Source organism: Zobellia barbeyronii (genome assembly GCF_018603515.1).
GTDB classification, from domain to species: domain Bacteria; phylum Bacteroidota; class Bacteroidia; order Flavobacteriales; family Flavobacteriaceae; genus Zobellia; species Zobellia barbeyronii.
On sequence record NZ_JACATN010000004.1, the window covers coordinates 75,769 to 101,624 of the forward strand.

The 25,856-nt window shown below is 36.5% G+C and carries 28 protein-coding genes; 10 read left to right on the forward strand and 18 right to left on the reverse strand.

Features of this window, described 5'->3' with window-relative positions; all coding sequences use genetic code 11:
• Nucleotides 1–18 precede the first annotated feature (18 nt).
• Nucleotides 19–561, reverse strand: coding sequence for a YfiT family bacillithiol transferase (locus HW347_RS12720; RefSeq protein ID WP_214612212.1), 543 nt, complete (start codon nucleotides 559–561; stop codon nucleotides 19–21).
• Between the two features lie 108 nt (nucleotides 562–669).
• Here HW347_RS12720 and HW347_RS12725 point away from each other — a divergent pair, with 108 nt between their 5' ends.
• Both HW347_RS12725 and HW347_RS12730 read left to right on the forward strand, forming a co-directional pair.
• Nucleotides 670–1,308 carry a peroxiredoxin gene (locus HW347_RS12725; protein ID WP_214612213.1) on the forward strand — a complete coding sequence of 213 codons (639 nt, stop codon included), beginning with the start codon at nucleotides 670–672 and terminating at the stop codon, nucleotides 1,306–1,308.
• 310 nt (nucleotides 1,309–1,618) lie between these two features.
• The gene (locus HW347_RS12730) at nucleotides 1,619–1,813 is read left to right on the forward strand and encodes a cold-shock protein (RefSeq protein ID WP_013994176.1); all 195 of its coding nucleotides are present in this window, start codon (nucleotides 1,619–1,621) and stop codon (nucleotides 1,811–1,813) included.
• 539 nt (nucleotides 1,814–2,352) lie between these two features.
• On the opposite strand, the gene HW347_RS12735 is transcribed toward HW347_RS12730, so the two are convergent.
• The 3 genes from HW347_RS12735 to HW347_RS12745 all read right to left on the reverse strand — a co-directional run bounded on the left by HW347_RS12735 (nucleotide 2,353) and on the right by HW347_RS12745 (nucleotide 5,715).
• A complete protein-coding gene (locus HW347_RS12735; protein WP_214612214.1) occupies nucleotides 2,353–3,285 on the reverse strand; it encodes a peptidylprolyl isomerase in 933 nt (310 codons plus the stop codon).
• Nucleotides 3,286–3,451: 166 nt separating this feature from the next.
• On the reverse strand, nucleotides 3,452–4,834 hold the full coding sequence (locus HW347_RS12740) for a M28 family peptidase (protein ID WP_214612215.1): 1,383 nt from the start codon (nucleotides 4,832–4,834) through the stop codon (nucleotides 3,452–3,454).
• Nucleotides 4,834–5,715, reverse strand: coding sequence for a PPK2 family polyphosphate kinase (locus HW347_RS12745; RefSeq protein WP_214612216.1), 882 nt, complete (start codon nucleotides 5,713–5,715; stop codon nucleotides 4,834–4,836). Before HW347_RS12745 ends, HW347_RS12740 begins: the two co-directional genes overlap by 1 nt.
• A 199-nt stretch (nucleotides 5,716–5,914) precedes the next feature.
• Here HW347_RS12745 and HW347_RS12750 point away from each other — a divergent pair, with 199 nt between their 5' ends.
• Nucleotides 5,915–6,604, forward strand: coding sequence for a hypothetical protein (locus tag HW347_RS12750; RefSeq protein ID WP_214612217.1), 690 nt, complete (start codon nucleotides 5,915–5,917; stop codon nucleotides 6,602–6,604).
• A gap of 58 nt (nucleotides 6,605–6,662) precedes the next feature.
• Here the strand turns inward: HW347_RS12750 and HW347_RS12755 are convergent, their stop codons facing one another.
• The 10 genes from HW347_RS12755 to HW347_RS12800 form a co-directional block, all read right to left on the reverse strand.
• Entirely contained in the window at nucleotides 6,663–7,826 is a 1,164-nt protein-coding gene (locus tag HW347_RS12755) for a sigma-54-dependent transcriptional regulator (RefSeq protein WP_214612218.1), read from the reverse strand.
• 12 nt (nucleotides 7,827–7,838) lie between these two features.
• On the reverse strand, nucleotides 7,839–8,717 hold the full coding sequence (locus HW347_RS12760) for a DUF6268 family outer membrane beta-barrel protein (protein WP_214612219.1): 879 nt from the start codon (nucleotides 8,715–8,717) through the stop codon (nucleotides 7,839–7,841).
• 1 nt (nucleotide 8,718) lies between these two features.
• Nucleotides 8,719–9,645 carry a mechanosensitive ion channel family protein gene (locus tag HW347_RS12765; protein ID WP_214612220.1) on the reverse strand — a complete coding sequence of 309 codons (927 nt, stop codon included), beginning with the start codon at nucleotides 9,643–9,645 and terminating at the stop codon, nucleotides 8,719–8,721.
• A gap of 2 nt (nucleotides 9,646–9,647) precedes the next feature.
• Nucleotides 9,648–10,976 carry an ABC transporter permease gene (locus tag HW347_RS12770; protein WP_214612221.1) on the reverse strand — a complete coding sequence of 443 codons (1,329 nt, stop codon included), beginning with the start codon at nucleotides 10,974–10,976 and terminating at the stop codon, nucleotides 9,648–9,650.
• Nucleotides 10,969–11,910, reverse strand: coding sequence for an ABC transporter ATP-binding protein (locus tag HW347_RS12775; RefSeq protein WP_214612222.1), 942 nt, complete (start codon nucleotides 11,908–11,910; stop codon nucleotides 10,969–10,971). Before HW347_RS12775 ends, HW347_RS12770 begins: the two co-directional genes overlap by 8 nt.
• 181 nt (nucleotides 11,911–12,091) lie before the next feature.
• Nucleotides 12,092–13,222 (reverse strand): molecular chaperone DnaJ, encoded by a 1,131-nt coding sequence (gene dnaJ / locus HW347_RS12780; RefSeq protein ID WP_214612223.1) that lies wholly within the window; start codon nucleotides 13,220–13,222, stop codon nucleotides 12,092–12,094.
• A 9-nt stretch (nucleotides 13,223–13,231) separates the two neighbouring features.
• Nucleotides 13,232–13,777, reverse strand: a complete 546-nt coding sequence (locus HW347_RS12785; protein ID WP_214612224.1) for a nucleotide exchange factor GrpE — start codon at nucleotides 13,775–13,777, stop codon at nucleotides 13,232–13,234.
• Nucleotides 13,778–13,982: 205 nt separating this feature from the next.
• Nucleotides 13,983–14,948, reverse strand: a complete 966-nt coding sequence (locus tag HW347_RS12790; protein WP_214612225.1) for a TIGR01777 family oxidoreductase — start codon at nucleotides 14,946–14,948, stop codon at nucleotides 13,983–13,985.
• Between the two features lie 128 nt (nucleotides 14,949–15,076).
• On the reverse strand, nucleotides 15,077–15,736 hold the full coding sequence (gene mnmD / locus HW347_RS12795) for a tRNA (5-methylaminomethyl-2-thiouridine)(34)-methyltransferase MnmD (protein WP_214612226.1): 660 nt from the start codon (nucleotides 15,734–15,736) through the stop codon (nucleotides 15,077–15,079).
• Nucleotide 15,737: 1 nt separating this feature from the next.
• The gene (locus HW347_RS12800) at nucleotides 15,738–16,232 is read right to left on the reverse strand and encodes a DUF4920 domain-containing protein (protein WP_214612227.1); all 495 of its coding nucleotides are present in this window, start codon (nucleotides 16,230–16,232) and stop codon (nucleotides 15,738–15,740) included.
• Between the two features lie 118 nt (nucleotides 16,233–16,350).
• Here HW347_RS12800 and HW347_RS12805 point away from each other — a divergent pair, with 118 nt between their 5' ends.
• On the forward strand, nucleotides 16,351–17,403 hold the full coding sequence (locus HW347_RS12805) for a branched-chain amino acid aminotransferase (RefSeq protein WP_394370283.1): 1,053 nt from the start codon (nucleotides 16,351–16,353) through the stop codon (nucleotides 17,401–17,403).
• Nucleotides 17,404–17,501: 98 nt separating this feature from the next.
• Here the strand turns inward: HW347_RS12805 and HW347_RS12810 are convergent, their stop codons facing one another.
• On the reverse strand, nucleotides 17,502–17,888 hold the full coding sequence (locus HW347_RS12810; protein WP_214612229.1) for a pyrophosphohydrolase domain-containing protein: 387 nt from the start codon (nucleotides 17,886–17,888) through the stop codon (nucleotides 17,502–17,504).
• Between the two features lie 372 nt (nucleotides 17,889–18,260).
• Between HW347_RS12810 and HW347_RS12815 the strand changes: the two genes are divergently transcribed.
• From HW347_RS12815 to HW347_RS12835, 5 genes are all read left to right on the forward strand, one after another.
• Nucleotides 18,261–18,434 (forward strand): hypothetical protein, encoded by a 174-nt coding sequence (locus HW347_RS12815; RefSeq protein WP_214612230.1) that lies wholly within the window; start codon nucleotides 18,261–18,263, stop codon nucleotides 18,432–18,434.
• 56 nt (nucleotides 18,435–18,490) lie between these two features.
• The gene (gene crcB, locus HW347_RS12820; RefSeq protein ID WP_214612231.1) at nucleotides 18,491–18,862 is read left to right on the forward strand and encodes a fluoride efflux transporter CrcB; all 372 of its coding nucleotides are present in this window, start codon (nucleotides 18,491–18,493) and stop codon (nucleotides 18,860–18,862) included.
• 293 nt (nucleotides 18,863–19,155) lie between these two features.
• Entirely contained in the window at nucleotides 19,156–19,494 is a 339-nt protein-coding gene (locus HW347_RS12825; RefSeq protein WP_214612232.1) for a P-II family nitrogen regulator, read from the forward strand.
• A 27-nt stretch (nucleotides 19,495–19,521) separates the two neighbouring features.
• On the forward strand, nucleotides 19,522–20,760 hold the full coding sequence (locus tag HW347_RS12830) for an ammonium transporter (protein WP_214612233.1): 1,239 nt from the start codon (nucleotides 19,522–19,524) through the stop codon (nucleotides 20,758–20,760).
• A 114-nt stretch (nucleotides 20,761–20,874) separates the two neighbouring features.
• Nucleotides 20,875–21,957: an outer membrane beta-barrel protein gene (locus HW347_RS12835; RefSeq protein ID WP_214612234.1), complete on the forward strand. Its 1,083-nt coding sequence runs from the start codon at nucleotides 20,875–20,877 to the stop codon at nucleotides 21,955–21,957.
• 66 nt (nucleotides 21,958–22,023) lie between these two features.
• Here HW347_RS12835 and HW347_RS12840 read toward each other — a convergent pair whose 3' ends face one another.
• Entirely contained in the window at nucleotides 22,024–22,674 is a 651-nt protein-coding gene (locus HW347_RS12840; protein ID WP_214612235.1) for a DUF1684 domain-containing protein, read from the reverse strand.
• Between the two features lie 84 nt (nucleotides 22,675–22,758).
• Here HW347_RS12840 and HW347_RS12845 point away from each other — a divergent pair, with 84 nt between their 5' ends.
• Complete coding sequence (locus tag HW347_RS12845; RefSeq protein ID WP_214612236.1) at nucleotides 22,759–23,496, forward strand: DJ-1/PfpI family protein; 738 nt, start codon at nucleotides 22,759–22,761, stop codon at nucleotides 23,494–23,496.
• 6 nt (nucleotides 23,497–23,502) lie between these two features.
• Here HW347_RS12845 and HW347_RS12850 read toward each other — a convergent pair whose 3' ends face one another.
• Both HW347_RS12850 and HW347_RS12855 read right to left on the reverse strand, forming a co-directional pair.
• Nucleotides 23,503–24,915, reverse strand: coding sequence for an alpha/beta hydrolase (locus HW347_RS12850; protein WP_214612237.1), 1,413 nt, complete (start codon nucleotides 24,913–24,915; stop codon nucleotides 23,503–23,505).
• Between the two features lie 89 nt (nucleotides 24,916–25,004).
• Nucleotides 25,005–25,829 carry a mechanosensitive ion channel family protein gene (locus HW347_RS12855; protein ID WP_214612238.1) on the reverse strand — a complete coding sequence of 275 codons (825 nt, stop codon included), beginning with the start codon at nucleotides 25,827–25,829 and terminating at the stop codon, nucleotides 25,005–25,007.
• Nucleotides 25,830–25,856 lie beyond the last annotated feature (27 nt).

The following is a 25,856-nucleotide window of genomic DNA, read 5'->3' on the forward strand; positions in this document are numbered from 1 at the left end:
AAAAAATCGTCGGTAATACTACCAGCCTTTCCTCTCTATTAAATTAAAAATTTGAGCAAAGTGATGTCTTCCATGCCACGCGTAAGTTCCTATATTCTCATCTAATGATACTTCCGTATTATTGTGAGGATGAATAAAGGTCTTTTTAAGTTGAAGACTAGAAAGTCCTTTTAATAAATAGACTAATTTACCATGAACAGCCTTTAAATGATCTAATGAAAATTGAATAGGCGCGGTCTTGGTATCAAAAAGTTCCGCCCAGGCCTTTTCATCGTAAGCTTTTATAATAGGGTTATCCTCCGTAAGTGCCCATTTAAATCGTAGATAGCTGTTATGATGACTATCTGCTATATGATGGACCGTTTGTCTTACTGTCCACCCGCCAGGTCTATAAGGCGTTTCTAATTGTTCCTCTGTTAAATCCTTAACTAGGTTCTCCAGCTCTTCAGGAATCATTTCCAGAATATGAATCCATTCCTGAATTTGGTCATGAGTTATCTGTTCCGGTTTTTCAAATTTTCCTATCGGGTATTTTAACTGCTCTAAATCTATTTTTTCCATGCACTAAAAATAGGAAACTTTAATACATTTTTAACCATAAACCTAAGGTCGTCTTTCTATAATCTACTAATTTTATAGGATTAAGTTTCAAACCTAAAAACATATATAATGGCAACAATACGATTGGGCGATAAAGCCCCTAATTTTACAGCAGACAGTTCTATTGGAAAAATTAACCTTTATGATTATTTAGGAGATAGTTGGGGTATACTTTTTTCTCACCCAGCAGATTTTACACCAGTTTGTACAACAGAGTTAGGTACAGCTGCTCAATTTAAAGGTGAATTTGACAAACGCAATGTAAAAATGATAGCATTGAGTGTAGATGGTGCTGCATCTCACCTTGAGTGGATAAAAGATATTAACGAGGTTCAAAAAACCAATGTAGAGTTTCCTATTATAGCAGATGAAGACAGAAAAGTTTCTGACTTGTATGATATGATTCACCCAAAAGCAGACAGTACTTTAACTGTCCGTTCCGTATTTATTATAGCACCAGACAGAACGGTAAAGTTAATGTTGACTTACCCAGCTTCTACTGGTCGTAATTTTTATGAACTATTACGTGTCATAGATTCTTTACAACTTACCGCTAATCATAAAGTAGCAACACCCGCCAACTGGAAAAATGGTGAAGATGTTGTAGTAAGTCCAGCAATTTCAACAGAAGACGCTAAACAAATGTTTACTAAAGGTGTTAAGGAGGTTAAACCTTATTTACGCATGACACCAGACCCAACAATATAAAGGTTTTTATAATTAAAAATAAAGCCATCTATACTTTAAAAATATAGATGGCTTTATGATTTATATAATACTTACAAAAAAAAATAACAAGAGCAACTATTTACAAACTCATTGCTTTTTCCCTCATTCAATTGAGGGTCTATTTTAAAATTCGTAAAAATCTCAAACGAAAGCTGTTAGCCCACTTACAGGGTACAGGAAATATTTTACAAATAACCTTCAGTTAAAGTAAATATAACTTAGTTAAAATCATTGAATTAATTTTTTATAGTTATATTTGTGCCATAATTTAATTTAATTTTTTTGTATTATGAGTAAAGGAACAGTAAAATTCTTCAATGATTCCAAAGGTTACGGTTTTATCACTGAAGATGGTTCAAGCGAAGATCACTTTGTACACATTTCTGGTTTAATCGATGAAATTCGTGAAGGTGACGTTGTAGAATTTGAGCTACAACAAGGTAAAAAAGGATTGAACGCGGTAAATGTGAAAGTAGTTGACTAAGAAAGACGCATAAACTTTTTTTATACAAAAGCCCTGTTACCATTGGTAACAGGGCTTTTTTTATTTCCTATAAGTAAGTAGCGACAATCTTGTCGTATTTTTCATACATTTGTTCTAAAGTTTTTAACGCAACCCTTTTGCTATTTGTGCGTCTAGTTAAAGACTAGGTTTTCCCCAATTAACCAAACAATAGAATATGCTTGCTTTTTTTGGTATTATTTTCGTGTTGCTTGTTGTAAATATTATTTTACTAATCCTGAGCACAAACAGAGCTAAGAACTCCCGATAAACGACATTGGGTAGATTCATTGATTCTTTAGCTGAGTGGCCAAAACCACCCTGCCCTCCTCCACCATGTTTTTTTTTGAATTAAAAATCACCAACATTAGTCTATTAATGTTGCCTCTTAGCTCACGTATATTTTATTGAGACATCCGTCAAAGAAATCCTCTTAGACTATAAAGCTGTTAAAAAAAAAGAAAGCCCTGACATTTCTGTCAAGGCTTTTCATTATCTATTAAAAGAGCAACGTTGCTTCTTTATTTAACACCCATTAATTCAACATCAAACAATAATGTAGCATCTGGAGGAATAACACCGCCTGCACCTGCACTACCGTATCCTAAGCTAGAAGGTATAACCAATCTGGCTTTATCTCCTACTTTTAAAAGTTGAATACCTTCATCCCAACCTGGAATTACCTGACCAACTCCTAATTGAAAATCAATTGGTTCATTACGTTTGTAAGAAGAATCAAAAACTTGACCGTTCAATAAAGAACCTTCATAATGAACTGATACAGTTTGACCTTTTTCAGCCTGTGCACCATTTCCTTTTTGAATCATTTTATATCTTAACCCGCTTTCAGTCTCATCAAAGCCAGCAGCTATTTTATCTAATTCTGCAGATTGCTTAGCCTTTTCTTCAGCTAAACGTTCTTCTTTGGAACTCTTAAACTTAGCAAAGCTCGTAAGAGCATCCCATTTCTGAGCTTCATCACCTACACGAACGATTTCAACGCTATTTAATTTATCTCCTTGAGCGATAGCATCTACCACATCTTGACCGCTTTCTACCTTACCAAAAACAGTATGCTTATTATCTAACCATGGTGTTGGTACATGAGTAATAAAGAATTGGCTACCATTAGTACCAGGACCTGCATTTGCCATAGAAAGTACACCTGGCTCAGAATGGTTAAGGTCTGGATGAAATTCATCATCAAACTTATAACCGGCATCACCACTACCAGTACCTTGTGGACATCCACCTTGTACCATAAAATCAGGAATTACCCTGTGGAATTTTAATCCATCGTAATATGGTTCACCTGCAGCTTTTGCAGAGTTATCTTGTTTTCCTTCGGCAAGGGCAACAAAGTTACCTACCGTACCCGGAGTTTTATCATGAGTTAGTTTTACTAATATCTCACCTTTATCCGTATTGAATTTTGCGTAGATTCCGTCTTGCATTTTTCATTTTTTTAATGAGCGGCAAAGATAGGCAAATTTGTTCGAAAATCTTGGACGTAAACCTTGGCACTAACCAATTTTACCTCTTTCAATCCAAAGAAAAAATACCCTGTTATTTGAAGAATTAAAAGAATCCCTAACGGACTCCTTCTTCATTTTATAGAATCTATTTTACAATACCGTATTTATCGAACAAGTAAACCAAACTAGCCATTGTAGCTGCACCTAGCTCCAACTCACGTTCATTAACATGTTCAAACGTATCGTTTTCCGCATGATGGTGTACAAAGTAACGTTGCGAATCAGGTCTAAGACCTGCCAAAACCATATCATCACTTTTTAAAGGTCTGATGTCTGCACCACTATATCCTTTTTCAAAAAGATGAATATAATACGGTTCAAAAAGGCTTTTCCAGCTATGAACTTGTTTCAGATTTTCGTCCGAACAGTCAAAAGAAAATCCCCTTGGTGTAAAACCACCTGCATCACTTTCCAAAGCAAAAACGTGTTTTTCTTTTTTTCCACTGGCTACCTCTGCATACTTATTACCACCTCTTAGTCCATTTTCTTCATTCATAAACAACACGGCACGAATGGTTCTTTTTGGCTTATACCCTGTGACTTTCAAAAGACGGAGTACATCCATGCTTTGTACACAACCAGCACCATCATCATGAGACCCGTCCCCTAAATCCCAAGAATCTAAATGACCACCTACGACCATAATTTCGTTTGGAAACTCACTTCCCTTTATTTCACCAATAACATTAAAAGAATCAACATCATTAAACTGCTTGCAATTCTGTTTAAAATAAAACTGAGTATCAGTGCTTAACTTTAAAGTAGTACTCAACAATTCCGCACCTTTAGTACTTATTGCTGCAGCAGGAATTCTTTTTGACGCCGGTGTATCTCCATAGCCCATAGATCCCGTATGCGGATAATCATCTAGTCGCAAATTCATAGACCTGACAATTATTCCAACTGCTCCATATTTTGCTGCCTCTTCGGCTCCTGAGTAACGCTGATCTACACAACCTGAATAGGAAGCAAAGGTGCTTATCACGGTAGGGTCCATTGGTCTATTATAAAAAACGATGTTACCTTCTATCTTAGCTTTACCTAATTTTTGCAAATCTTCAATACCTTGCACCTCTACAACACCTGCCTTAATTCCTGCCAGAGGTGTTGCTATAGACCCACCAAGTGCACAAATAGGTACATTGGTTGAAAGACCAGGGCTTGTTTCAAAATAGGCGAATTCTGGTGTGCCGCGAACCCATTTAGGAACTTTTACCGGCTGAAGCCAAACACGGTCAAGACCCAAAGAATCTAATTGAGCTTTAGTATAATCTACCGCTTCTTGAGCTTGCAGACTACCAGACAACCTACCTCCTATTTGATTAGAAAGATAATTAAGCCAGTCATAAGCCTGACCATCAGTAAGTGCTTGATCATAGATTTTTTTTAACTGTTTCTCATCTTCGTTTTGGGTATACCCATTTGTACTAAGACCTATACATAGTAGGAGAAGGATTATTTTCTTCATTAAGCTTCTTTTTCTAATTGTTCTTTATATTGCGCCAAGTTGGCTTTAATTTTATCATCAAGCTCCGGCTCCTTAATATCCTTATATTTTTTAAGCTCTTCAAGTAAGACAGAAGCCACTATTACTCGTGCAGCCTTTTTATTATCTGCAGGAACAACATACCATGGGGCGTGGGGTTTTGAAGTCTCGTTAATGGCTTCTTCATAAAATTTCTGATACGTATCCCATAACTTTCGTTCTTCAAGGTCTCCCGGAGAAAATTTCCAATTCTTACGTTTCAACTCCAATCTTCTAAGCAACCTTAAGCGCTGCTCTTCTTTTGAAAGGTGAAGAAAAAACTTAAATACAATTGTACCACTTTCAGCAATATGCCGCTCAAAGTTATTTATCTGCTCAAAACGTTTGTCCCAAAATTTCTGGTCAATATCAGACACCTCATGAATACCGGGAATATGCTCACCCATTATGTATTCTGGATGTACACGGGTCACTAAAACATTCTCATAATGTGTTCTATTAAATACACCAAACTTTCCTTTTGCCGGTAAGGCTATATAGTGTCTCCATAGAAAATCATGACCCAACTCTAATTTGGTTGGCACCTTAAAACTGTGCACTACAACACCACGTGCATTAAAATCTTTGAATACTTCGCGAATTAAACTATCCTTTCCGGCGCTATCCATACCCTGTAAGCAGATTAATACGCTGTATTTTGAGTGAGCGTAGAGTGTATCTTGAAAATCACCCAGCTCCTCACGGATGGATTCCAAGTCCTTTTTCAGTTTTTTATCGCTGACACCAAAATCTTCTTTGGTAGCACATTTTGACAACTCGATACTCTTATCGACCCTAAATGAGGTTATTTTTTTTCCATACATAGGCTGAATATAAAACTATTTTACCGTTGAACGGTTGAGAATGTTAAAAAAAATGACCGTTTAGCAACAGAAACTTCCGGTTCATCCAAAATACCTCAGAGGGGGCGCCATCCATCGAAAAAACTACACGTTAACCACCTGACCGGGGTAACTTTACATTGTAATAATCCCAAATTTTACAGCACATAAAACCTAACATATGAAGTTATTTTACTTTATACTATTTCTATTCATATTTACATTTTCTTCCTCTTATGGGGCAAGTCAGGATTGTGATTATGCAACCTCTAATATAGGTTACGTAAAAAATCAAACTAAAAAAGCTCTTTCTATGAAAGACTTGCAAATGACTCGTTTTTATACATATAAGGCATTAACTGCCCTTGAGAAATCAAAAAAAAATATTGCAGATTGTGGTTGTGAAGAAGCTTCGGACAGTGTTCTAGAGAATATTGAATACTTAAAAAACGCCACTAAAGCCACTTCGCTTGCAGGTGCTAGAATATTATTGAACAAAGCACTTTTATTTAGCATAGAAAGCTTAGAAGCAATTGCAAACCATGATGAACATGGAAGTATATATGGTTCCGATAATTTGATTATGAACGTTGCAAGTTCTAACAAAGAAGAGACTATGGCTTTTCTTGACCAGAATAAAATACGTCAGAGAATAGACACCTCTTTATTGAAGTATAAAACTTCTTTAGATAATGTTATAAATACCGTAGATTGTGCCGAAGCTCGTGCTTTTGCTCAAAATATTTACGAAAATTGTGAGCAAGAACTTTTAAAGCCGCACTTGTCTGAAAGCAAGAAATACTACAATCTAAAGACCAAAGAAATTACCGAGAAGGCTCTTGACCGTTTGGGTAACTGCGAAAGGAAGTAGGACTATTTCATAATCCTACTCTACGTTTCCAGATATTACAGCTACGTGAATTTGTAGATTATTTACTAGCAAAAAGTTTCACATCTTCTTCTGCTACTTCTTTTCCTCCTAAAATAATTAAACGTTCAACAACGTTTCTTAGCTCTCTAATATTCCCTGTCCAATCGTAACTTTTAAGAAGTTTGATGGCTTTAGCCGAAAAAACTTTGGGTGCAATACCCTGTTCGGAAGCTATTTTTTTAGCAAAATGTTCTATAAGCAACGGTATATCATCCCGTCTATCATTCAAGGCTGGAACTTGGATTAAAATTACCGCCAATCTATGGTACAAATCCTCTCGGAAATTACCTTCCTCTATCTCCTTCTTAAGATTTTTGTTCGTTGCAGCAATAACGCGTACATCTACTTTAATATCCTTATCAGTACCTACACGAGAAATTTTACTTTCCTGAAGAGCTCTTAGCACCTTGGCTTGGGCAGATAAACTCATATCACCAATTTCATCAAGAAAAATAGTACCCTTATTAGCTGCTTCAAATTTACCGGCACGGTCCCTTACGGCAGATGTAAAAGCACCTTTTACGTGACCAAAAAGCTCGCTTTCTATTAATTCTGATGGAATAGCGGCACAATTCACCTCAATAAACGGCCCACCGCTACGGTAACTTTTTTCATGAACCCAGTGTGCTACTAGCTCTTTACCCGTACCGTTTGAACCTGTTATAAGCACACGGGCATCAGTAGGAGCCACTTTCTCAATCATATCTTTAATAACGGAAATCTCTTCGCTATTACCGATCATCTCATAATTCTTACTCACCTTTTTCTTCAATACCTTATTTTCAACAACCAACACTTTGCGATCTACCGCATTTCGTACAGTTGTCAAAAGGCGGTTAAGATCTGGTGGTTTTGAAATGTAGTCAAAAGCACCAAGCCTCATGGTGTTTACCGCAGTATCTAAATCTCCATGACCGGAAATCATTATAAAGGGAATTTCTGGCTTTATTTTACGAGCCGCTTCGAGCACTTCTACACCATCCATTTTTGGCATCTTAATATCGCAGAGCACAAGATCATAATCGTTGTTCTTGACAGCTTCTAGACCTTTTAGACCGTCTTCTGCTTCTTCCAGTTGATAACTGTCGCTTTCTTCGGAAAGAATCTTAACCAGTACACGTCTAATTGCAGCTTCGTCTTCGATTACCAATATTTTGGGCATAGTATCTTAATTTTAAAGTCCTATTCTAAATCCTGTTCTAAAGTAGAAACTAGGATTATCGTTTAATGTAAAAATGTCATTTCTGTCTTCGTCTCTTAATACTCCATCTTGAAATACCGTATGACCAGCATAAGCATAAAGAAATGTATTTGCAGCTAATTTATATTGATAGCCCACAGTAACTAATGCCGCCGATGATGATACCGAAGAAGCACTTGTTGTATTAGGTAGAACGATATTATTTTGCAAATTCACATAATAACCATCAAAAATAAATTCAGTCTGAAACTGATGCTTTTCTTTCATGTGATATTTCATTCCGGTTTTTGGGACTCCCACAACATAGCTCCAGTTTTTATGAAAGCGTTTTTCATAATAGAAAATAGGCAAAGGCACACGAAGCGCTACTGTAGAATTATAAGCAATACCTAAAACCATAATAGAAGGTTTATCTATATTCTTCTTCTCTTTAAGAAAACCTGCCGTAGCATTTACCGAAAAATCTCCGTTTTCCAAAGGGTTTGACAAGGTAGATGACAAACGAGGTGTAACCACGCCTATAAACCGCCAGTCTGGTGTAAATTTCCAAACATAGGCCATATTAAAGTCTACTACATGAAACTGCTTTAGACCGGCACTACTAAAAGGGAGCTCTCTTTGTAAATTATAAGCTAATCGGTTATATTCTACTCCAATTACCACTAGATTATTAGAATCTTTCACTTTTATAGGTACATTCACCAAAAGCTTCATCCTAGATAGCTCGGCATCCGAACCATTTCTTGGCATCATCATATACTCTGCCCTTACTATGTCTGGAGTTTGGCTTAGACCAACAAAAGACCACAAAAGAAAAAAGACAGCACAGGCACTAAATTTTCTGCAATTCACTCTATTTTGCTTCTATATTATTAGCGTTACTATGTTGAAACGGTTTCTGTTGAATAATATGTACATCTCTTTGCGGAAACGGTATAGAAATATTGTTCTTTCTAAATTCCGCGTCTAATTTATATCGCATTTCACTTTTAACTCTAGTGACATTAAAACTATCTATAGTATAAAAATTAAGAGTAAACAGTAAGGCTGAGTCTCCAAAATCTTCAAAAATTACAAATGGCTTTGGACTTTTTAATATGCCCTTTTGCCCTCCTGCAAGAGTTTCTAAGATTTTCGTTGCCAAATTAATATCGCTGCCATATGCAATACCAATTTTAATTTGCTCTCTGGTTGTTTTATGGTTTTGGGTATAGTTATAAATTATGTCGCTGATAAACTTATGATTGGGAATGATTATTACTTTATCATCTCTAGTTATAGCCCTGGTTGTTCTCAATTTTATTTCAAACACCTTGCCAACTTTACTATCTATTTCTATAATATCACCAACATGAAGAGATTTATCTATAATAATAAAAATACCTCCAATTACATCTTGAAAGAGCTCTTGTAACGCTAAGCCCAAACCAACAAAAAGTGCTGCAGAAGCCGTAAGAAGTAGTGTTATATCTATACCGGCCGCACTCATAGTCAAGAGGATAACCACTACATAGACTAAGTACCTTATGAATTTAAAAACACTAACAAACTTAAGTTTGTCTTCTGCTTCCATACGTTGCGTTAAAAGTATACGCAACCATTTTAGCACAAACCCGGTAATTAAGAAAACAACAGTTACCAGCAGCAAAAGTCCAATAGTAATATTAATGGAGTTTTCTCCCTCCCCATACCTGAGTCCAAGATTAAGAAAATCCTTAATCCCTTGCCAAAGGCCTACTTCTAGAATTTCTTCTACTTTACTTTGCGTTTCTTGAATCATGCTCAATATTTTAACCACTTGAACAATTCCTTATAGGTTGGTTTTTTACCGTACATAAGAATACCTACCCTATAAATTTTTGCAGCCAGCCATACTATACCTATAAATGTAACAATTAATAGGACAATAGAAGTGACCAGTTCCCAAACGGGTACACCTCCTTCTCCAATACCTCCAGGCAGACGCATGAGCATAACAATTGGAGAGGTTAACGGGAACAATGAAAAACCAACAGCAATAGGACCATGTGGATTACTAAAGACCGAAAAGAAGCCCACATAGATAGCTAGCATTAAGGGTAAAATAATAGGAAAAATAAATTGTTGTGTATCCGTCTCATTATCTACTGCAGCTCCTATAGCCGCATAAATTGAGCTATAAATTAAATAACCCAGTATAAAATATATCAAAAAGAAAGTAATAAGCATCGCCCACGGAATCTTAAAAAGTTCTTGGGCATATAACTGCATGGTCTGGTCTACCGTAGGTAAGCTAGGCCCCATATTTGGGGCAATGGATGCTCCAGCATTCATTGCAGATGGGTCTATATCAAAAACGGCAAATGATATTAATAGAAGAATACTCGCGGATACAATCCAAATGGCAAATTGAGTAAGCCCCGCTAGAGAAGTACCTATTATTTTACCCAGCATGAGCTGAAACGGTTTTACAGATGAAATAATAACCTCAATAATTCGGCTGGTTTTTTCTTCTATGACACTCCGCATGACAAAACCTCCGTAGATGATAATAAACATCATAATCAAGTAGCCAAAACCACCCCCAATAAAAGCCTTTATTTCATTTATACCCTTAAGGTTCGTCTCTCCGGAAAAGGTTTCTGTATTCATCTGAAAATGCGTATCCATCTTTGCGAAATCTGCCGCAGAGATACCCAATTGATGTAATCCTTCTTGACGTAATCGCTCTTGAAAAGTATTCTCAAGTCTTTCTACTACCTGAGTAGGAGGCGCATCTTTTGTATAAAAGAAAGAGCGTTTTGTTACGGCTCTTACAGTTGAATCTTTTGGTATATACAAAAGACCATCAAAACCTAAACTGGCAACAGAGTCTTTTGCCTCTTGTAACGTAACATCCCTAAAATCTACAAATGCTGTGGTTGCGCTAGGTACAAAATCATTTGAAAAAAAATTACTCTCGTTTAATATTCCTATAACCCGAGATTCGTTATCATTCACTTTGGCCAAATACGCAACAAGTACCACCATTGCGACCATAAGAATGGGACTTAAAAATGTCATTATAACGAAAGACTTATTCCGCACCTTGGCTAAATACTCCCTTTTTATAATTAGTGGTAATTTATTCATCTAGACCTTTTCCTTTACTTTGTACCGTTTGTATAAAAATTTCACTTGTAGACGGAATGGTCTCTACAAAATGATTGATGTTTGCTTTTGATGCCAAATAAGTCAATAATTCTCCTGAATCGTCCGTAGGCAATTGAAGGGTGAAATCTAACTGATTTTCCTTAGCATCAAATTTAGAAGCACTTATTGTGAATTTATCTGTTAATTCTCTTAAAAGTATATCCGCATTATTTGTCTGCAAGCCTACATTAAATATGTTGTTCTTATAGGCTTTTTTAATATCAGATAACTTACCGTCTAATATTTTTTCGGAGCGGTGTATTAATGCTATGTACTCGCAAAGTTCTTCAACAGATTCCATTCTATGGGTCGAAAATATAATTGATGTTCCATTATCTTTTAACCTGAGTATTTCTTCTTTTATAATATTGGCATTAATAGGGTCAAACCCACTAAAAGGTTCATCAAAAATTAAGAGTTTTGGCTCATGTAATACAGTTACAATGAACTGTATTTTTTGCGCCATACCTTTAGAAAGTTCTTGAATTTTCTTGTTCCACCAATCGCCTATCTCTAATCTTTCGAACCAAAATTTTAATCTCTTTTTTGCCTCGGGTTTTGATAGTCCTTTTAATTGTGCAAGATAAAGTGCTTGCTCACCAACCTTCATACTCTTGTATAGACCTCTTTCTTCCGGCAAGTACCCAATTTGGGCAATATGTTCTGCTTTTAATGGCTTTCCATTAAACAAAACCTCACCACTGTCTGGGTATGTAATTTGATTTATAATACGAATAAGGGTAGTCTTCCCTGCACCGTTAGGACCAAGAAGTCCGTAGATACTATTTTCAGGAATCTCTAAAGAAATTTTGTCTAGAGCGGTATATTCTCCAAATTGTTTGGTGACCTCTTTAGTGACCAAAATATTGTTCATACAAGAATTTTGTCAAAGATAGTTTTTTGTCTTCACAAGACATTGCCAATGTCTCTAAAAACAAAACCCACCCTTAAGTAAATAAGGATGGGAAAAAAATTGCTATGAAAAAGAAAATTAATATTGGAATCCAATATTAAACCAAATATACGTTTTTTATTTAAAACCCAATAAAATGGATTTATGAGAACATATCTTTCACTTTTTCAAAGAATGACTTATCAGATTTCTCAGGTTTTGGTACAAAATTTTCATTGTTCTGCATTCGCTCAAAGAAGTCTTTTTGCTCTTTGTTCAGCTCTCTTGGAGTCCAAACATTTACATGAACTAATAAATCGCCACTACCGTAACCATTAATGCTTGAGATACCTTTACCTCTTAAGCGTAGTATTTTACCAGACTGAATACCAGACTCTAGTTTTATGCGGACTTTACCAACAACAGCATCAATTTCTTTAGAAGTACCCAAAACGGCTTCAGAAAAACTAATGTATAAGTCATAATGCAGGTTATCTCCTTCACGTTTTAAAGTCTCGTGATCTATAGTCTCAATAGCCACTAACAGGTCTCCAGGTATTCCATTACTACCAGGTGCATCGTTACCTTTATTAGGTACCTTTAACTGCATACCATCTTCTACCCCTGCTGGAATATTAATAGACACAGTTTCCTCAGTAACTTTAAGTCCTTGAGCATCGGCATCACTAGGTTTTTTATCTAAAACCTGACCACTACCACCACAAGTACTACAGGTTGCTGCAGTTTGCATACGTCCAAGAATTGTATTGGTAATTTTGGTCACCTGACCAGCACCTCCACAAGTTCCACAAGTCCTGTATGTAACACCGCTTACCTGTTTTTTTCTTTTGACCTTTATCTTTTTCTCAACGCCATTGGCTACTTCTTCCAAGGTTAACTTTACACGTATACGTAGGTTACTTCCTTTAACCCTACGTTGGCCTCCACCAAAACCTCCGCCGCCGAAACCACCGCCACCGCCACCAAAGGCGCTACCGAAAATGTCTCCAAACTGACTGAAGATATCATCCATGTTCATTCCACCGCCGCCGCCGCCGAAACCGCCAGAACCGTCAAAAGCGCCATGTCCGAACTGGTCATAACGTGCTTTTTTGTCAGCATTACTCAAAACCTCATACGCTTCCGCAGACTTCTTGAACAATTCTTCAGCCTTGGGATCACCCTGATTTTTATCTGGATGATGCTCCAATGCCTTTTTTCTATAGGCTTTTTTTATCTCCGCTGCGCTGGCACTTTTACTAATGCCAAGTACTTCATAATAATCTTCCTTCATTCTTGATTTTTAGTTTCCTACAACCACTTTTGGATGACGAATAATTTTATCGCCAAGCTTAAATCCTCTTTCAACAACATCTACAATCTTGCCTTTAAGTTTCTTGCTTGGAGCTGGAATTTGTGTAATAGCCTCGTGTATATCAGCATCAAAAACATCACCTGCCTCTGCACTTACCTCTTCTAATCCTTTAGATTTTAAGGTTTCGCGAAACTTAACACGAATAAGCTCTACACCTTTAAACATTTCTTTGTCTTCTGATTTGGCCATCTCTTTTAGAGCACGCTCAAAATCATCCAAAACCGGTAACATAGAAACCATGATTTCTTGTCCGGCTGTTTTGAATAGCTCTACTCGCTCTTTTGAAGTTCTTCTTTTGAAGTTCTCAAACTCAGCGAACAATCGAAGGAATTTATCTTTTTCCTTCGCAAGGTCTTCCCTTAACTGTTCTTCTACACTTAGTTCTTCTTGCTCTATATTGCTCTCAGATGTTGCTTCAGTTTGGTTTTCATCCAAAACTTCTTCAAAATCTTCTGTATTTTGTTTATCGCTCATTGTGATACAATTTGAATTCTCGTTTTAGGTTGGCAAAAGTACTGCCATTTCTTCAAAATTGTCAAAATGTCATTAAAAAAGAACCTATAACATGCCTCTATGAACCTAACAGACAACAATGCGACAAAACATTGAATACAAGTCATAAAAAAACACCTGCAAACTGCAGGTGTTATATTCATTAAATCCCGTACAATTATCTATTCTAAGAACTATACTCCTTAGTTAAAGAACCCAATTCAGATGATTCAGTACATTCTGGACTACTGTATATTGCTTCTAAAGCTACACATACATTGGGGAAGGTAAAATTAAAACCTTCTTCCTCTATTTTTTTACAACTTACCCGTTGGCTCGCAAACAGCAAATAAGACATTTTGCCTAAAATTATCTTCATTACCAACTTAGGTATATTAGGTAACACAACTGGTCTATCTAGAACCTTGGCTATTTCTTTAACAAGCTTAGTGTTCGTTACTGGGTTGGGACCTACACCGTTATAAATACCTTCCAAACCATGCTCCACAACAAACATAAATATCCGTGCTAAATCTGAAACATGAACCCAAGACTGCCACTGTTCGCCACTACCAAATGCAGCTCCCACATAATTCTTGACAGGTTTAGCCATTTCTGGAAGTGCCCCACCTTTGCAAGACATAACCAAGCCTATTCTCACTTTGGCTACTTTAAAATCAAAACTATTGAATTTATCTATTTCATTTTCCCAGACCTCTACCACTTCTCCCAAAAAACTATCGTCTACGGCTGTTTCTTCTTCCGTATAAAATTTACTCAAAGAATCTGGGTATCTGCCAATTGCAGACGCTGAAACGAAAGAGAATATATCTGTGGTATCAACCTTTTCCAACGCAGTATGCAGCGTACGCAAAGAATTAACCCGACTGGACATAATTTCCTTTCTATAACTGGAGGTCCATCTTTTGGAGATGCTGGCACCTGCCAAATTTATAATAGCAGAAACTCCGATAAGGGAATCTAAATCGATTTCTCCTTTATCAGGGTTCCAATAATAACCTTGAAATTTGGGCTCTGAAGTAATTTTACTTTTACTGGTAGTAAGATAATTTACTGCAATATCTTTCTTGTGGCATTGCTCTACAATCGCACTGCCTACCAGACCTGTTGCCCCTGTAATCAGTATTCTCATAAACCAAAGATATAGGATTTCCAAATCACCTGACTATCATTTAATTCGGATTTAACACTAAACCGTGTCCATATGTTAAGAAAATGGGATGACCTGTGTTTTGTTAACTTTTCTTTAGAACTAAAAAACTACTTTCTAGCTCTTAACATCTCTCTTTTTCCCGGTGGCCCAGGCAAGCGTTCAACCTCAAAACCTACCGCAAGCATAGCTCTTCTTACACTACCCTTGGCTGCATAAGTAACTAAAACTCCACCTTCTTTCATGGCTTGATACATTTTTAAGAATATCTCTTCTGTCCACAACTCGGGCTGAACCCGCGCGCCAAATGCATCAAAATAAACGAGATCAAAAACATTTTCGTCTGCTATATCAGCAAAAAGCTTTTGCTCTTTTTTAAGAATAAAATTTTCAGAAATCAGAATATCGCTTTCCCAGGGCGACTGGTGCATTTTCTCAAAATCCTTTTGAAATTCTTCTGCCTTTAATTCTGAAATATAATTGAGCTGCTCTAATTCTTCTGGAGAAACAGGATAAGCTTCCACTCCTCTATAAGCAACTTCTGTATTATTTTTTTTCGATTCAATGTGGGTGATTAGGGCATTAAGTCCTGTTCCGAAACCTATTTCAAGAATATCTACCTTTTTTCCAAAGAAGAGTGAGAGGCCATGTTTTATAAAAACGTGATATGCTTCTTGTACAGCACCGTGTTTTGAGTGGTACTGCTCATCCCATTCAGAAATTTGAATAGTCTTAGACCCATCTCCTGTGGTAATAATCTTTCTTTCCAAACTATTGATTTTTAATCAAAACACCATCTGCTTCAAAACCGAAGGTTTTCTTAGGTTCCGTAATTTTTGCGATTTCCGATTCTGCTTCTCCTCCATCTTTGGCGTAGTGCTTTTGGTCTTCCACACTCATAGCTTCAACATAGGCATACCCGTTTACAACCACCTCTTTTCCTGTTATATCACTTGGCATAAAAAAACCGTAGTCCTTAAAACGCACCATAGCCTCTTGTCCATCATCCAACTTTAACTTCATCCAACAGCCTTTTACTTTACAAACATCCGTTACTGTAGCTTTAAATTTTGTCCGAAGCGTATCTTTAACCGTCATTTTATCAAACCTCATTGTCATTTCGGCATCTGTCAAGACATTACTAGCCTCTAGATTAGCACCAATAATTTGATAGTCAACACCGTCAAAAGTGACCTTTTCTGTTTCTTGGCCTCTACAGGCCAAAACCACCATAAAAACCGCAAGTAAATTGTTAAATAGACGCATTTCCGATAAAAATTAGATATGTACCGCAAAACTGGGCATTTTATAACGAAAAAAGAAGAACAGGTAAGGATAATTCGTTAATTTTAATTTTTTAATTCTAAAAATTATGAACTCGACCATGCAAAAAATCAGCATAGAAAAGGTAAAAGAATCCAAAATCGAACAAGTAGATTTTAACAATCTTGCCTTTGGCAGTGTATTCTCTGACCACATGCTCGTCTGCGATTATAGAAATGGTGCTTGGGAAACTCCAAAAATAACTCCCTACCAGCCTATTACTCTTGATCCATCTGCAAAAATATTTCATTACGGTCAATCTATTTTTGAAGGAATGAAAGCCTACAAAGATGATAAGAACAAAACCTGGCTTTTTAGACCGTTGGAAAACTACAAAAGGTTGAATGTCTCAGCAAACCGTATGGCTATTCCAGAATTGCCAGAAGAATTTTTCATGGAAGGGCTTAAAGCGTTATTGGAATTAGACAACAAATGGATTCCTCAGACCGAAGGAAGTTCTATGTACATAAGACCTTTTATATTTGCGTCCGGAAATGGCTTTCACGCGTCTCCTGCTGATGCTTATAAGTTTATAATCTGCCTTGCTCCATCTGGATCTTACTTCTCAGGAAAAGTAAAGGTTCTTATTGAAGAAAAGTATTCTCGTTCAGCAAATGGCGGAGTAGGTTACGCAAAGACAGGTGGTAATTATGCTGGCCAGTTCTACCCTACGCAATTGGCAGTAGCTAAAGGTTACAACCAAGTTATTTGGACGGATGATAGCACACATGAATATATAGAAGAGGCTGGTGCAATGAATATTTTTATTCGTATTGATGACACTTTAATTACAGGTCCAACTAGTGATCGTATACTAGATGGTATTACCCGAAAAAGTATTCTACAGCTAGCTGAGAAAAAAGGAATAAAAACAGAGGTAAGAAAAATTACTGTTACAGAAGTGGTTGAAGCTGCTAAAAACGGGAGATTGAAAGAAATGTTCGGAGCAGGTACTGCCGCTGTCATTTCTCCAATTTCTACATTTGGCTACAGAGACGTAGATTATGATTTACCTGAAATAGAAAATAGCTTTTCTTCTCAAATGAAGAAAGAGATTACGGATATACAATATAACCGTTCCGAAGACCCGTTTGGTTGGAGAGTTGGTCTTTAATAATTAGAGATTTTTATAAACCTTATATATTAAGGATACTAAAAACGGTCACTAAATTCTTAGTGACCGTTTTTTTTTATACTTCACGAAGAATATCATTATCCTTTTAAAATCTCGGAAATATTGGGCTTAAAATAATCTGGCCCTTTAAGCACTTTACCATCTTCGCGGTAAATAGGTTTACCGTCTGCACCCAACTTACTCATATTACTACGCTGTATCTCATTAAAGACTTCTTCTATTTTGTGTTGCATACCATGTTCCAATATGGTTCCACATAATATATAAAGCATATCGCCCAAAGCATCGGCAACCTCAACAAGATCATTGTTTTTTACAGCTTCCAAGTATTCGTTGTTCTCCTCATCCATTAAATTAAAACGTAGTAGGTTCTTGGCTTCACCCAAATCTGCTTTCATGGTTTCTGAAACGCCTTGCCCAAAAGAGGTATGAAAAAGCGCTACGGCACTAAGTTTGTTTTTCATCTATAGTTGTATTGATTTAAAAATAGTTTCTGCCAATAATAGCGTAATTTTGCCTAAAAATAAAGAATATGTTCACTACCGGACAAACCGCTTTTGCAGCGATTTTTGCTATCTGTTTTATCGTTATTATCTTTTTCTCTTACAGAAAAGACAAAAAATTACATGCAAAAAACTACAAAGGGGTGAAATGGGTAGGACTTTTATTCATAGCATTCGTAATAATTCTCCTCTTTATTAAGCATTTCTTGAAATATTAAGATAATTTTCACAGTTTCGTTAAAAGCACCACTTTTAACGACCAAAAGCCGTTTTTTGACGTATAACATAACAAATAGCGTAATTTTGCGTTATCTATTCCAAAGGGGCAATATTATGATGACTTTTTTCACAATACTTTTAGTACTTATCGGAGCAAATGCTCTGTTTATGGTATTCAGTTTAAGCGGAATAAATAACGGAGGTAAAAAATCTCAGGCAAATGAGTCTACATCTCCTAAAGTTTATCCTCTAAACAATCTTTCTTCAAAACTTAAGAAAGCGGTTTAACAAGTAAGTGCTAAAAGCACAGTTCATCTGATAAATTATTTATGTAATTTGCACCGATGAAACAATTGTTACTCGTATTCCTAGGAGGTGGCATAGGTAGCACACTTCGCTATCTAGTTTCTAAATCCCTCAACACTCACTTTCAATATTTCTTTTTAGGTACTTTTTTAGTCAATATTATAGGTTGCCTATTAATTGGTCTTATTTTAGGACTTTCTATTAAAACCAATTACTTAACCCCAAACCAAACGCTTTTACTAGCAACAGGTTTTTGCGGAGGCTTCACTACTTTCTCTACTTTTGCTTTTGAAAAACATTCGCTTTTAACTTCTGGCGAACTTGTACATTTCTCTATCTACCTTATAGCCAGTATAGTGGTTGGCATTGCTGCTGTATCCTTCGGTTTATGGCTATCCAAATTGTTATAGATTAAAAATTTTATAACAGCTCCACACCCCTTTTGTTAAAAATATAGAATTTTAAGTAGTAAAATTAAGATTATCTAATCTTATGGCAGTTTTTGCGCGATTTTTTCAATTTTTCGTTAGTTTTTGTAGATACCAATCAACGAAAATGCATTTTTGACTAAATTTAATTGTATACCCCAAAAAATATAGGGGGTAATATTCCTATAAACATAAAAATTACTTCTTAGACCCCAAAATTTTGAGGGTGTTAATTAATTTAACATACATTTGCTTCTCTAATTAATACAATACTTATGAAACAAATCGAGGCAATTATTAGAAAATCTAAGTTTGATGAAGTTAAAAAGGCACTACATCAGATAGAGGTTAACTTCTTCAGTTACTGGGATGTAACCGGAGTAGGAAATGAAAAACAAGGTCATGTATATAGAGGTATCTCTTATAGCACGAGCGACATTCAAAGAAGATACCTTTCTATAGTAGTATCTGATGAATTTGCACAACGTACTGTTGACACCATTCTCGAAGCAGCTTACACTGGTAATGTTGGAGATGGGAAAATCTTTGTTTCTGAAATTTTAGAAGCATACAGAATCCGTACAAAAGAAAACGGACAATCTGGAATCAACTAAAAAAACCAATAACTAAACTTTATAGAAATGGACGCAGGATTATTTACAGCAAATAACGTTTGGATGATGTTGGCTACCGCCTTGGTATTCTTCATGCACACCGGGTTTTCTTTTTTGGAAATCGGCCTTACAAGACAAAAAAATACAATAAACATATTATTTAAGAACATCTTTATTATTACAGGTGGACTTTTACTTTACTACGCATGGGGCTTTAACCTTATGTACCCAGGATTTGAAGAAGGTTCTTCTGGAATTATAAAATTCTCAATGGATAGCTTTGGAATATCAGCTCCTGAAAACGGAATGACTCCAGAATATGCAGATGGAGGTTACACATGGTGGACAGACTTCTTGTTTCAAGGTATGTTCGCAGCTACAGCAGCTACTATTGTATCTGGTGCCGTTGCAGAACGTATTAAAATTGGAGCCTTTATGATTTTCACAGTTATTTACGTAGGTCTTGTTTATCCTATTGTAGGCGCTTGGAAATGGGGTGGTGGTTTCTTAGACTCATGGGGTTTTTATGATTTCGCAGGTTCTACATTAGTTCACTCTGTAGGAGGTTGGGCAGCATTGGTTGCTATCTTCTTATTAGGTTCACGTATTGGTAAATTTGACGAAGATGGTAAGGCTAAAGCTATACCTGGTCACAGTATTCCAATGGCAACAGCAGGTGTACTTATCCTATGGTTAGGATGGTTTGGATTTAACGGTGGCTCTGTACTATCAGCTGATCCAGAATTAACTTCTCTAGTATTGGTAACTACAAGTTTAGCTGCTGCTGCAGGTGGTTTTGGAGCTATGATTCTATCTACCGTATTATACAAGAATTTAGATTTAACTATGTTCCTTAACGGTATTCTAGGTGGTCTAGTAGGTATAACGGCTGGCGCTGACCTTATGTCTCCCAACGAAGCGGTAGTAATTGGCTTTTTAGCAGGTATACTAATTGTTTTTGCAGTTGCTTTAGTTGACAAAATGAAATTAGACGATCCTGTTGGTGCCGTTGCAGTTCACTTGGTATGTGGTATCTGGGGAACATTAGCAGTAGGTATCTTCGGAGCCAAAGCAGGCGGTGAGCAGTTCATGACGCAGTTATACGGTGTATTGATCGTAGGTGTATTCTGCGTAGTGTGCACATTTATTATCCTTGGAACCTTAAAAGCGGTAATGGGACTTAGAGTGAGCAAAGAAGAAGAGATCGAAGGTCTTGACATTCATGAACATGGTATGGATGCTTACCCAGATTTCATAAACGATTAAATATATTAATTAGAAACGGAGCGTTTTGCAGAACGCTCCGTTATATAACCCTTTCAAAATCTTCACAGATTACAATTAAATCATTCCTAACAGGGATAACTAAATAAAATACAGATGAAAGCGATTACAAATACAAAATACGTAAAAAATCTATTTTTCCTAGCAATATTACTTTTCTCTGCGACCGCTGTTGTTGCACAGGAAGAAGAAGAGGAAGAAACTAAACCATCATTTACTTTTACTGGTTCTGTTGATGCATACTACCGTGCCAATCTAAACGGAGATAATTCTGCACCAGATGGTGCTCCAAACGCTGCGCCAGGTTCATCATTCGCCAACTTACCAGGTTTCTCTCTAGGTATGGCAAATTTTGTTGCAGGTTATGAAGGCGAAAAAGTTGGTTTCGTAGCAGATTTAGTATTTGGCCCAAGAGGAACGGATGCCATATTTGCTTCTCCAATTTATTCTGCAACAGGTAATATTGTAAATCAATTATACGCATACTGGAATGTAAGTGACGCTGTTACCTTAACCTTTGGTAACTTCAATACTTTCTTAGGTTACGAGGTTATATCTCCGGTTGCTAACTTTAACTACAGTACTTCTTATTTATTCTCTTACGGTCCGTTTTCACACACTGGTTTAAAGGCTGATATTGCCTTATCAGATGATTTTAGCTTAATGTTAGCAGTTATGAACCCAACTGATATGACCGAATTGAATGTTACCGGTAAATATACATACGGAGCTCAGATAGGATATAGCGGACAGTATTTAAACCTATTGATTGATAACGGTGCTTACGAAGTTGATTATACAGGTGGATTTGATTTATCTGATTCTTTCTTCCTAGGATTGAACGCAGCTTATTTTGATGGTGACGGCGCAGGAAGCTTTGCTGGTGCAGCAATTTACCCTCAGTTAACAACTTCAGAAAACTTTGCTATTGGTCTTAGAGCAGAATATTTTGCTGAAACCGATGCTTTCGGTGCAATCGGAACTGACACCAATGCAGATCCAGACGCGAGCGTTTTTGCTGTTACTCTTACAGGAAGCGCAACAATAGGAAATTTAATAATCAAACCTGAACTTCGTTTAGATACGGCTTCAGATGATTCTGGATATTTTCTTGATAGCGACTTAATGGCACAAAAGAGCTTATCTTCTTTTGTATTGGCCGCAGTCTACTCTTTCTAAAAACAGAGTTTAATGGTTAAGTGTTTATAGTTTACTTAAAGACCCTGACGTTTAACGTTGGGGTCTTTATTTTTTAGTAGGGTCAAAAGCTTTTACACCAGCTAATATCTCTGTATCCAAATTATTTACACTGGGTACGACAGGACAGGAAAATTTTTTATTGTAGGCGCAATATGGATTATAAGCCTTATTAAAGTCGATAACTATAGTATCCCCATCCGGTATTGAAAGATCAATATATCTCCCACCTGTATACGTCTCTACACCATTGGTATCATCGGTAAAAGGTAAAAACAGGTAATCCCTAAACTTTTCTTGTTGCATCAATTCTTTATTTTGATACACCTCTAATTGTCTATTTTTTCCATTTAAAGTGAAATGGGCTATACCATAAACCGTTTCCTCAGAAGAATCTCCGGTAGTACTGGGCATTAAAAAAGGTAAAGCCTCCGGCGTACGAACAAACTTGGCCGTTACTACATAATTAGTATCAGGCGCAAAGAAATCCAATACCTCAAAATTCTTGCGATAACGATCCGGCAATGGCGAAGTTTCCGGGTCTTTAAACTCCTTATTTAATTTTTCTTGATGGTCCAAGATAGCCTGTAAAGCATCGGTTTCAACAACCACTACCTTTTCTTCAGGTGCATCATGATATTTTTTATCGGTCTTACATCCCAAAACCGTAAGGAAAAAAACCAAAACAAGAATTCGCATACAATCAATTTTTGCAACAAAAATACAATATAAAGTGATTAACCTAATTGAACCAATTGTACATTGCAGCATAAAAGACTAAAAATGAACAAACTTTATTCAATATTTCTCATACTGTCTTTGTTCTGCTCCTGCAACACACCAAAAGAACAACCTAAGACTACAGGAGGTATAAAACGAATAGTACCCGAAATTTCTCCTGACCGTTACAACGTAGCCTTTCTAATTATGGATGGAACTTTCAACACGGAGCTAACGGCTCCGTTCGATATTTTTCAACATACCAAATACCGGGAAAATATAAAAGCCATGAATACCTTTACCGTGGCCAACACATTAGACCCTATAACAACTTTTGAAGGTATACGCTTATTGCCTGACTTTGACTATACCAAAGACCAGCTACCACAAATAGATATTCTGGTAATACCTAGTGCAGAACATCATTTAGACACAGATTTGAAGGATACCGTAATGCTTGATTTTGTTCGTAAAATAGATAGTTCTGCGTTATTTATGACAAGCCATTGCGATGGTGCCTTTGTTTTAGCAAAAGCCGATGTTCTTAAAGGAAAAACCTCTACCACCTTCCCTAGTGATATTGAAGCATACCGCAAGATGTTTCCCAGCTTAAAAGTAGCCGATAGCGTTCTATTTGTTCATGATGGAAAATATATTAGTTCCGCAGGAGGTGCTAAAAGTTTTGAAGCTGCCCTCTACTTATGCGAACATTTATACGGAAAAGAAGTTGCCGATGCTTTAGCAAAAGGCTTGGTCATTGACTGGAACTTAGCAGAAATCCCACATCTAATTGTGGAATAACAACAATTACTCTTCAATAATAGAGTAGCGAGCTCCTTTCAGATATTTCTCTACCAATTCATTAAATTCTGGTGTTATGCGAAGCAATGCTGTATTTTCTAGCGCGTATAACTCACTACGATTCTTATATCCTTTTTTAAGAAGTTCTTCTAAGTAAAAAAGAGCTGTACCATAATCATCAGTTTTGGCTGTGTAGGATATGATTTTCAGATAACTTTCAAAATTATCTGGCTCAATGACTGTCTTTAACATCCATAAAAAATTCAAGGCCTCTCCATCAATCGGGTCTTCTGCACTTAGCACATCCACGTTATCGGAGACTAATGCTTTGACATAACCCTCCAAACGTTTCCCCATTTTTTGCTGGAGTACTTCTGGATTTTTTTGAAATTTTTGAAGCTCTTCCATTTGGTACTTCCACCATCCTAAATTGTTGTAATTATAGGTAAGAATATCTTCCTCCAAATAATAATTATATTCCTCTTTTATTAAGCTCTCTTTTAAAGAAAGTGCATTCTGAGTTCTATTTTTATTTTTAAATAATCGGCTTCTTCGCACTGCCTTTCTACTCTCTTTTATAGAATCTAAAGATATAAAAGGCTGGTATACCTCAGACATCTCTTCTAACCAGTTATCGGCTAACAAAGGCTTGTTTGCAGTATACAACCTATTTACTTTTACTAAATCTGCTGTGTAGTTTGCATCTACATATGCTTCATCTTTTAACACAATTCCTTTTGCCATAGCCGCTAATGTCAAAAGTCTTAAAGCGGAACTCAAATCTTCTGTTTTAGGCCATTCGTGTCCACCATTAAAAACCAATAACTGGTTAGGAAATTTCATTCTGCTCAGAACTTTTTCTACAGTCAACATTTCCGAATAACTGAAATCCTCATCACCCACAACTCCAATAAAGTGAAATGGATTTCTACTGGTAAGCACCTCAAAATTAGCTACTGCCGCGCCACAAGCAATTACGCCCTCCACACCCTTTATAAAAGTAGGAATTAGAGTAGAAAACCGGCCACCTGCAGAAAAACCGCTCGTGTATATACCGTTCTTTCTAATAGGTAACATAGTAGTCACTGTATTCAACATTCTACTTGTAATTAGTATATTTTTAGAAATAGATAGTGTATCACTAATGTTATTGGAAGCTGCAAGTACATACCCTTGTTCTTCGGCAGCAGCACTGAACATGGCTAAAGATTGTTTGCCTCTACCGTTCATATCAAAAACAAATACAACCGGCCAAGTTTTAGAAACATCAAATTTCTTTGGCAGATACAAGGAAAATGTTTCGGGAACGGTATCGTTGACTACTAACGAATCTATTACCACACCTTTTTTTAATGTAATATTTTGTGCAGAACCAATAAACGTAGCACTAAATGCCAGTAACAGTAGTATTCTTTTCATAAAATTTAATCATCAAAAATCTAGCCAAACGGCCGGTACCTAAAGATCTTTATTAGAAGTATGTTCCATAAATTAATAGGGAGACAAGACTACTCTCCTATTTTACCTATCTCAACACCTTCTGAGTAAGCCACTTTAATATCATGTGCGCTAAAGGCCTTTTTTATGGCCTTATTGGCACTAAAGGTTACTTCCCAAAAATCATCTGGCAATACATAGGGCCGCACAATTAATTGTACATTATGGGAGTCAAAATCTACAATACCAATTTCCGGCACAGGCTCAGGAAGTATTTTTGAAACCTCTTTTAGAGCTTCCTCTAAAACCTGTCTTACTTTTGGAAAACTTTCTTCATAAGGCATGGTAACCTCCAACTCCAGCCTAATCATCCCTTTTTCTGAGTAGTTCGTTACTACAGATTCTGTTATCATTGAGTTGGGAATAATCAATATTTTATTACCAGGAGTAAGTACATCTGTACTAAAAATACCAATTTCAACCACCCTGCCAAACTTGTCCTCTACCTGTATCCAATCTGCTACTTTAAAAGGTTTGAGCGTTAGAATTAATATACCAGAAGCAAAATTACCCAAACTTCCCTGCAAAGCCATACCTACAGCAAAAGCAGCTGCGGCAAGTATTGCAAACAAACCTGTTAGATCTGCACCAAGCACGGTGGCTATAACAAATAGCACAGTACCTTTTAGAAGCACCCCTACTATAGATGACAAAAAAGGGCGTAAGGTTTCTGAAAACCCAGTCTTTTCTAAGGCTTTACCTACGAGTTCAACTATTTTTTTGACAATCTTAAAGCCGACCCATAAAATAAGTCCCGCTAAGAAAATTCGCGGTACGTAAAATATTACCTTATCCGTAGCAATCTGAGCGTACTCATTAATTTTTTCCAAGTCCATGAATTAAAATTAATGATTAGCGAGCAT

Bases quoted from the DNA above. Each gene is read 5' to 3' on its own strand.
- HW347_RS12815 (WP_214612230.1), top strand. From the start codon at position 18,261: ATGATGACTTTTTTCACAATACTTTTAGTACTTATCGGAGCAAATGCT.
- HW347_RS12725 (WP_214612213.1), top strand. From the start codon at position 670: ATGGCAACAATACGATTGGGCGATAAAGCCCCTAATTTTACAGCAGAC.
- HW347_RS12740 (WP_214612215.1), bottom strand. From the start codon at position 4,834: ATGAAGAAAATAATCCTTCTCCTACTATGTATAGGTCTTAGTACAAAT.
- HW347_RS12790 (WP_214612225.1), bottom strand. From the start codon at position 14,948: ATGAGAATACTGATTACAGGGGCAACAGGTCTGGTAGGCAGTGCGATT.
- HW347_RS12750 (WP_214612217.1), top strand. From the start codon at position 5,915: ATGAAGTTATTTTACTTTATACTATTTCTATTCATATTTACATTTTCT.
- HW347_RS12765 (WP_214612220.1), bottom strand. From the start codon at position 9,645: ATGATTCAAGAAACGCAAAGTAAAGTAGAAGAAATTCTAGAAGTAGGC.
- HW347_RS12840 (WP_214612235.1), bottom strand. From the start codon at position 22,674: ATGCGAATTCTTGTTTTGGTTTTTTTCCTTACGGTTTTGGGATGTAAG.
- HW347_RS12720 (WP_214612212.1), bottom strand. From the start codon at position 561: ATGGAAAAAATAGATTTAGAGCAGTTAAAATACCCGATAGGAAAATTT.
- HW347_RS12770 (WP_214612221.1), bottom strand. From the start codon at position 10,976: ATGAATAAATTACCACTAATTATAAAAAGGGAGTATTTAGCCAAGGTG.
- HW347_RS12805 (WP_394370283.1), top strand. From the start codon at position 16,351: ATGCAAAAAATCAGCATAGAAAAGGTAAAAGAATCCAAAATCGAACAA.
- HW347_RS12785 (WP_214612224.1), bottom strand. From the start codon at position 13,777: ATGAGCGATAAACAAAATACAGAAGATTTTGAAGAAGTTTTGGATGAA.
- HW347_RS12825 (WP_214612232.1), top strand. From the start codon at position 19,156: ATGAAACAAATCGAGGCAATTATTAGAAAATCTAAGTTTGATGAAGTT.
- HW347_RS12775 (WP_214612222.1), bottom strand. From the start codon at position 11,910: ATGAACAATATTTTGGTCACTAAAGAGGTCACCAAACAATTTGGAGAA.
- HW347_RS12845 (WP_214612236.1), top strand. From the start codon at position 22,759: ATGAACAAACTTTATTCAATATTTCTCATACTGTCTTTGTTCTGCTCC.
- HW347_RS12830 (WP_214612233.1), top strand. From the start codon at position 19,522: ATGGACGCAGGATTATTTACAGCAAATAACGTTTGGATGATGTTGGCT.
- HW347_RS12735 (WP_214612214.1), bottom strand. From the start codon at position 3,285: ATGCAAGACGGAATCTACGCAAAATTCAATACGGATAAAGGTGAGATA.
- crcB (WP_214612231.1), top strand. From the start codon at position 18,491: ATGAAACAATTGTTACTCGTATTCCTAGGAGGTGGCATAGGTAGCACA.
- HW347_RS12730 (WP_013994176.1), top strand. From the start codon at position 1,619: ATGAGTAAAGGAACAGTAAAATTCTTCAATGATTCCAAAGGTTACGGT.
- HW347_RS12810 (WP_214612229.1), bottom strand. From the start codon at position 17,888: ATGAAAAACAAACTTAGTGCCGTAGCGCTTTTTCATACCTCTTTTGGG.
- HW347_RS12755 (WP_214612218.1), bottom strand. From the start codon at position 7,826: ATGCCCAAAATATTGGTAATCGAAGACGAAGCTGCAATTAGACGTGTA.
- HW347_RS12800 (WP_214612227.1), bottom strand. From the start codon at position 16,232: ATGCGTCTATTTAACAATTTACTTGCGGTTTTTATGGTGGTTTTGGCC.
- HW347_RS12855 (WP_214612238.1), bottom strand. From the start codon at position 25,829: ATGGACTTGGAAAAAATTAATGAGTACGCTCAGATTGCTACGGATAAG.
- HW347_RS12835 (WP_214612234.1), top strand. From the start codon at position 20,875: ATGAAAGCGATTACAAATACAAAATACGTAAAAAATCTATTTTTCCTA.
- HW347_RS12850 (WP_214612237.1), bottom strand. From the start codon at position 24,915: ATGAAAAGAATACTACTGTTACTGGCATTTAGTGCTACGTTTATTGGT.
- HW347_RS12745 (WP_214612216.1), bottom strand. From the start codon at position 5,715: ATGTATGGAAAAAAAATAACCTCATTTAGGGTCGATAAGAGTATCGAG.
- dnaJ (WP_214612223.1), bottom strand. From the start codon at position 13,222: ATGAAGGAAGATTATTATGAAGTACTTGGCATTAGTAAAAGTGCCAGC.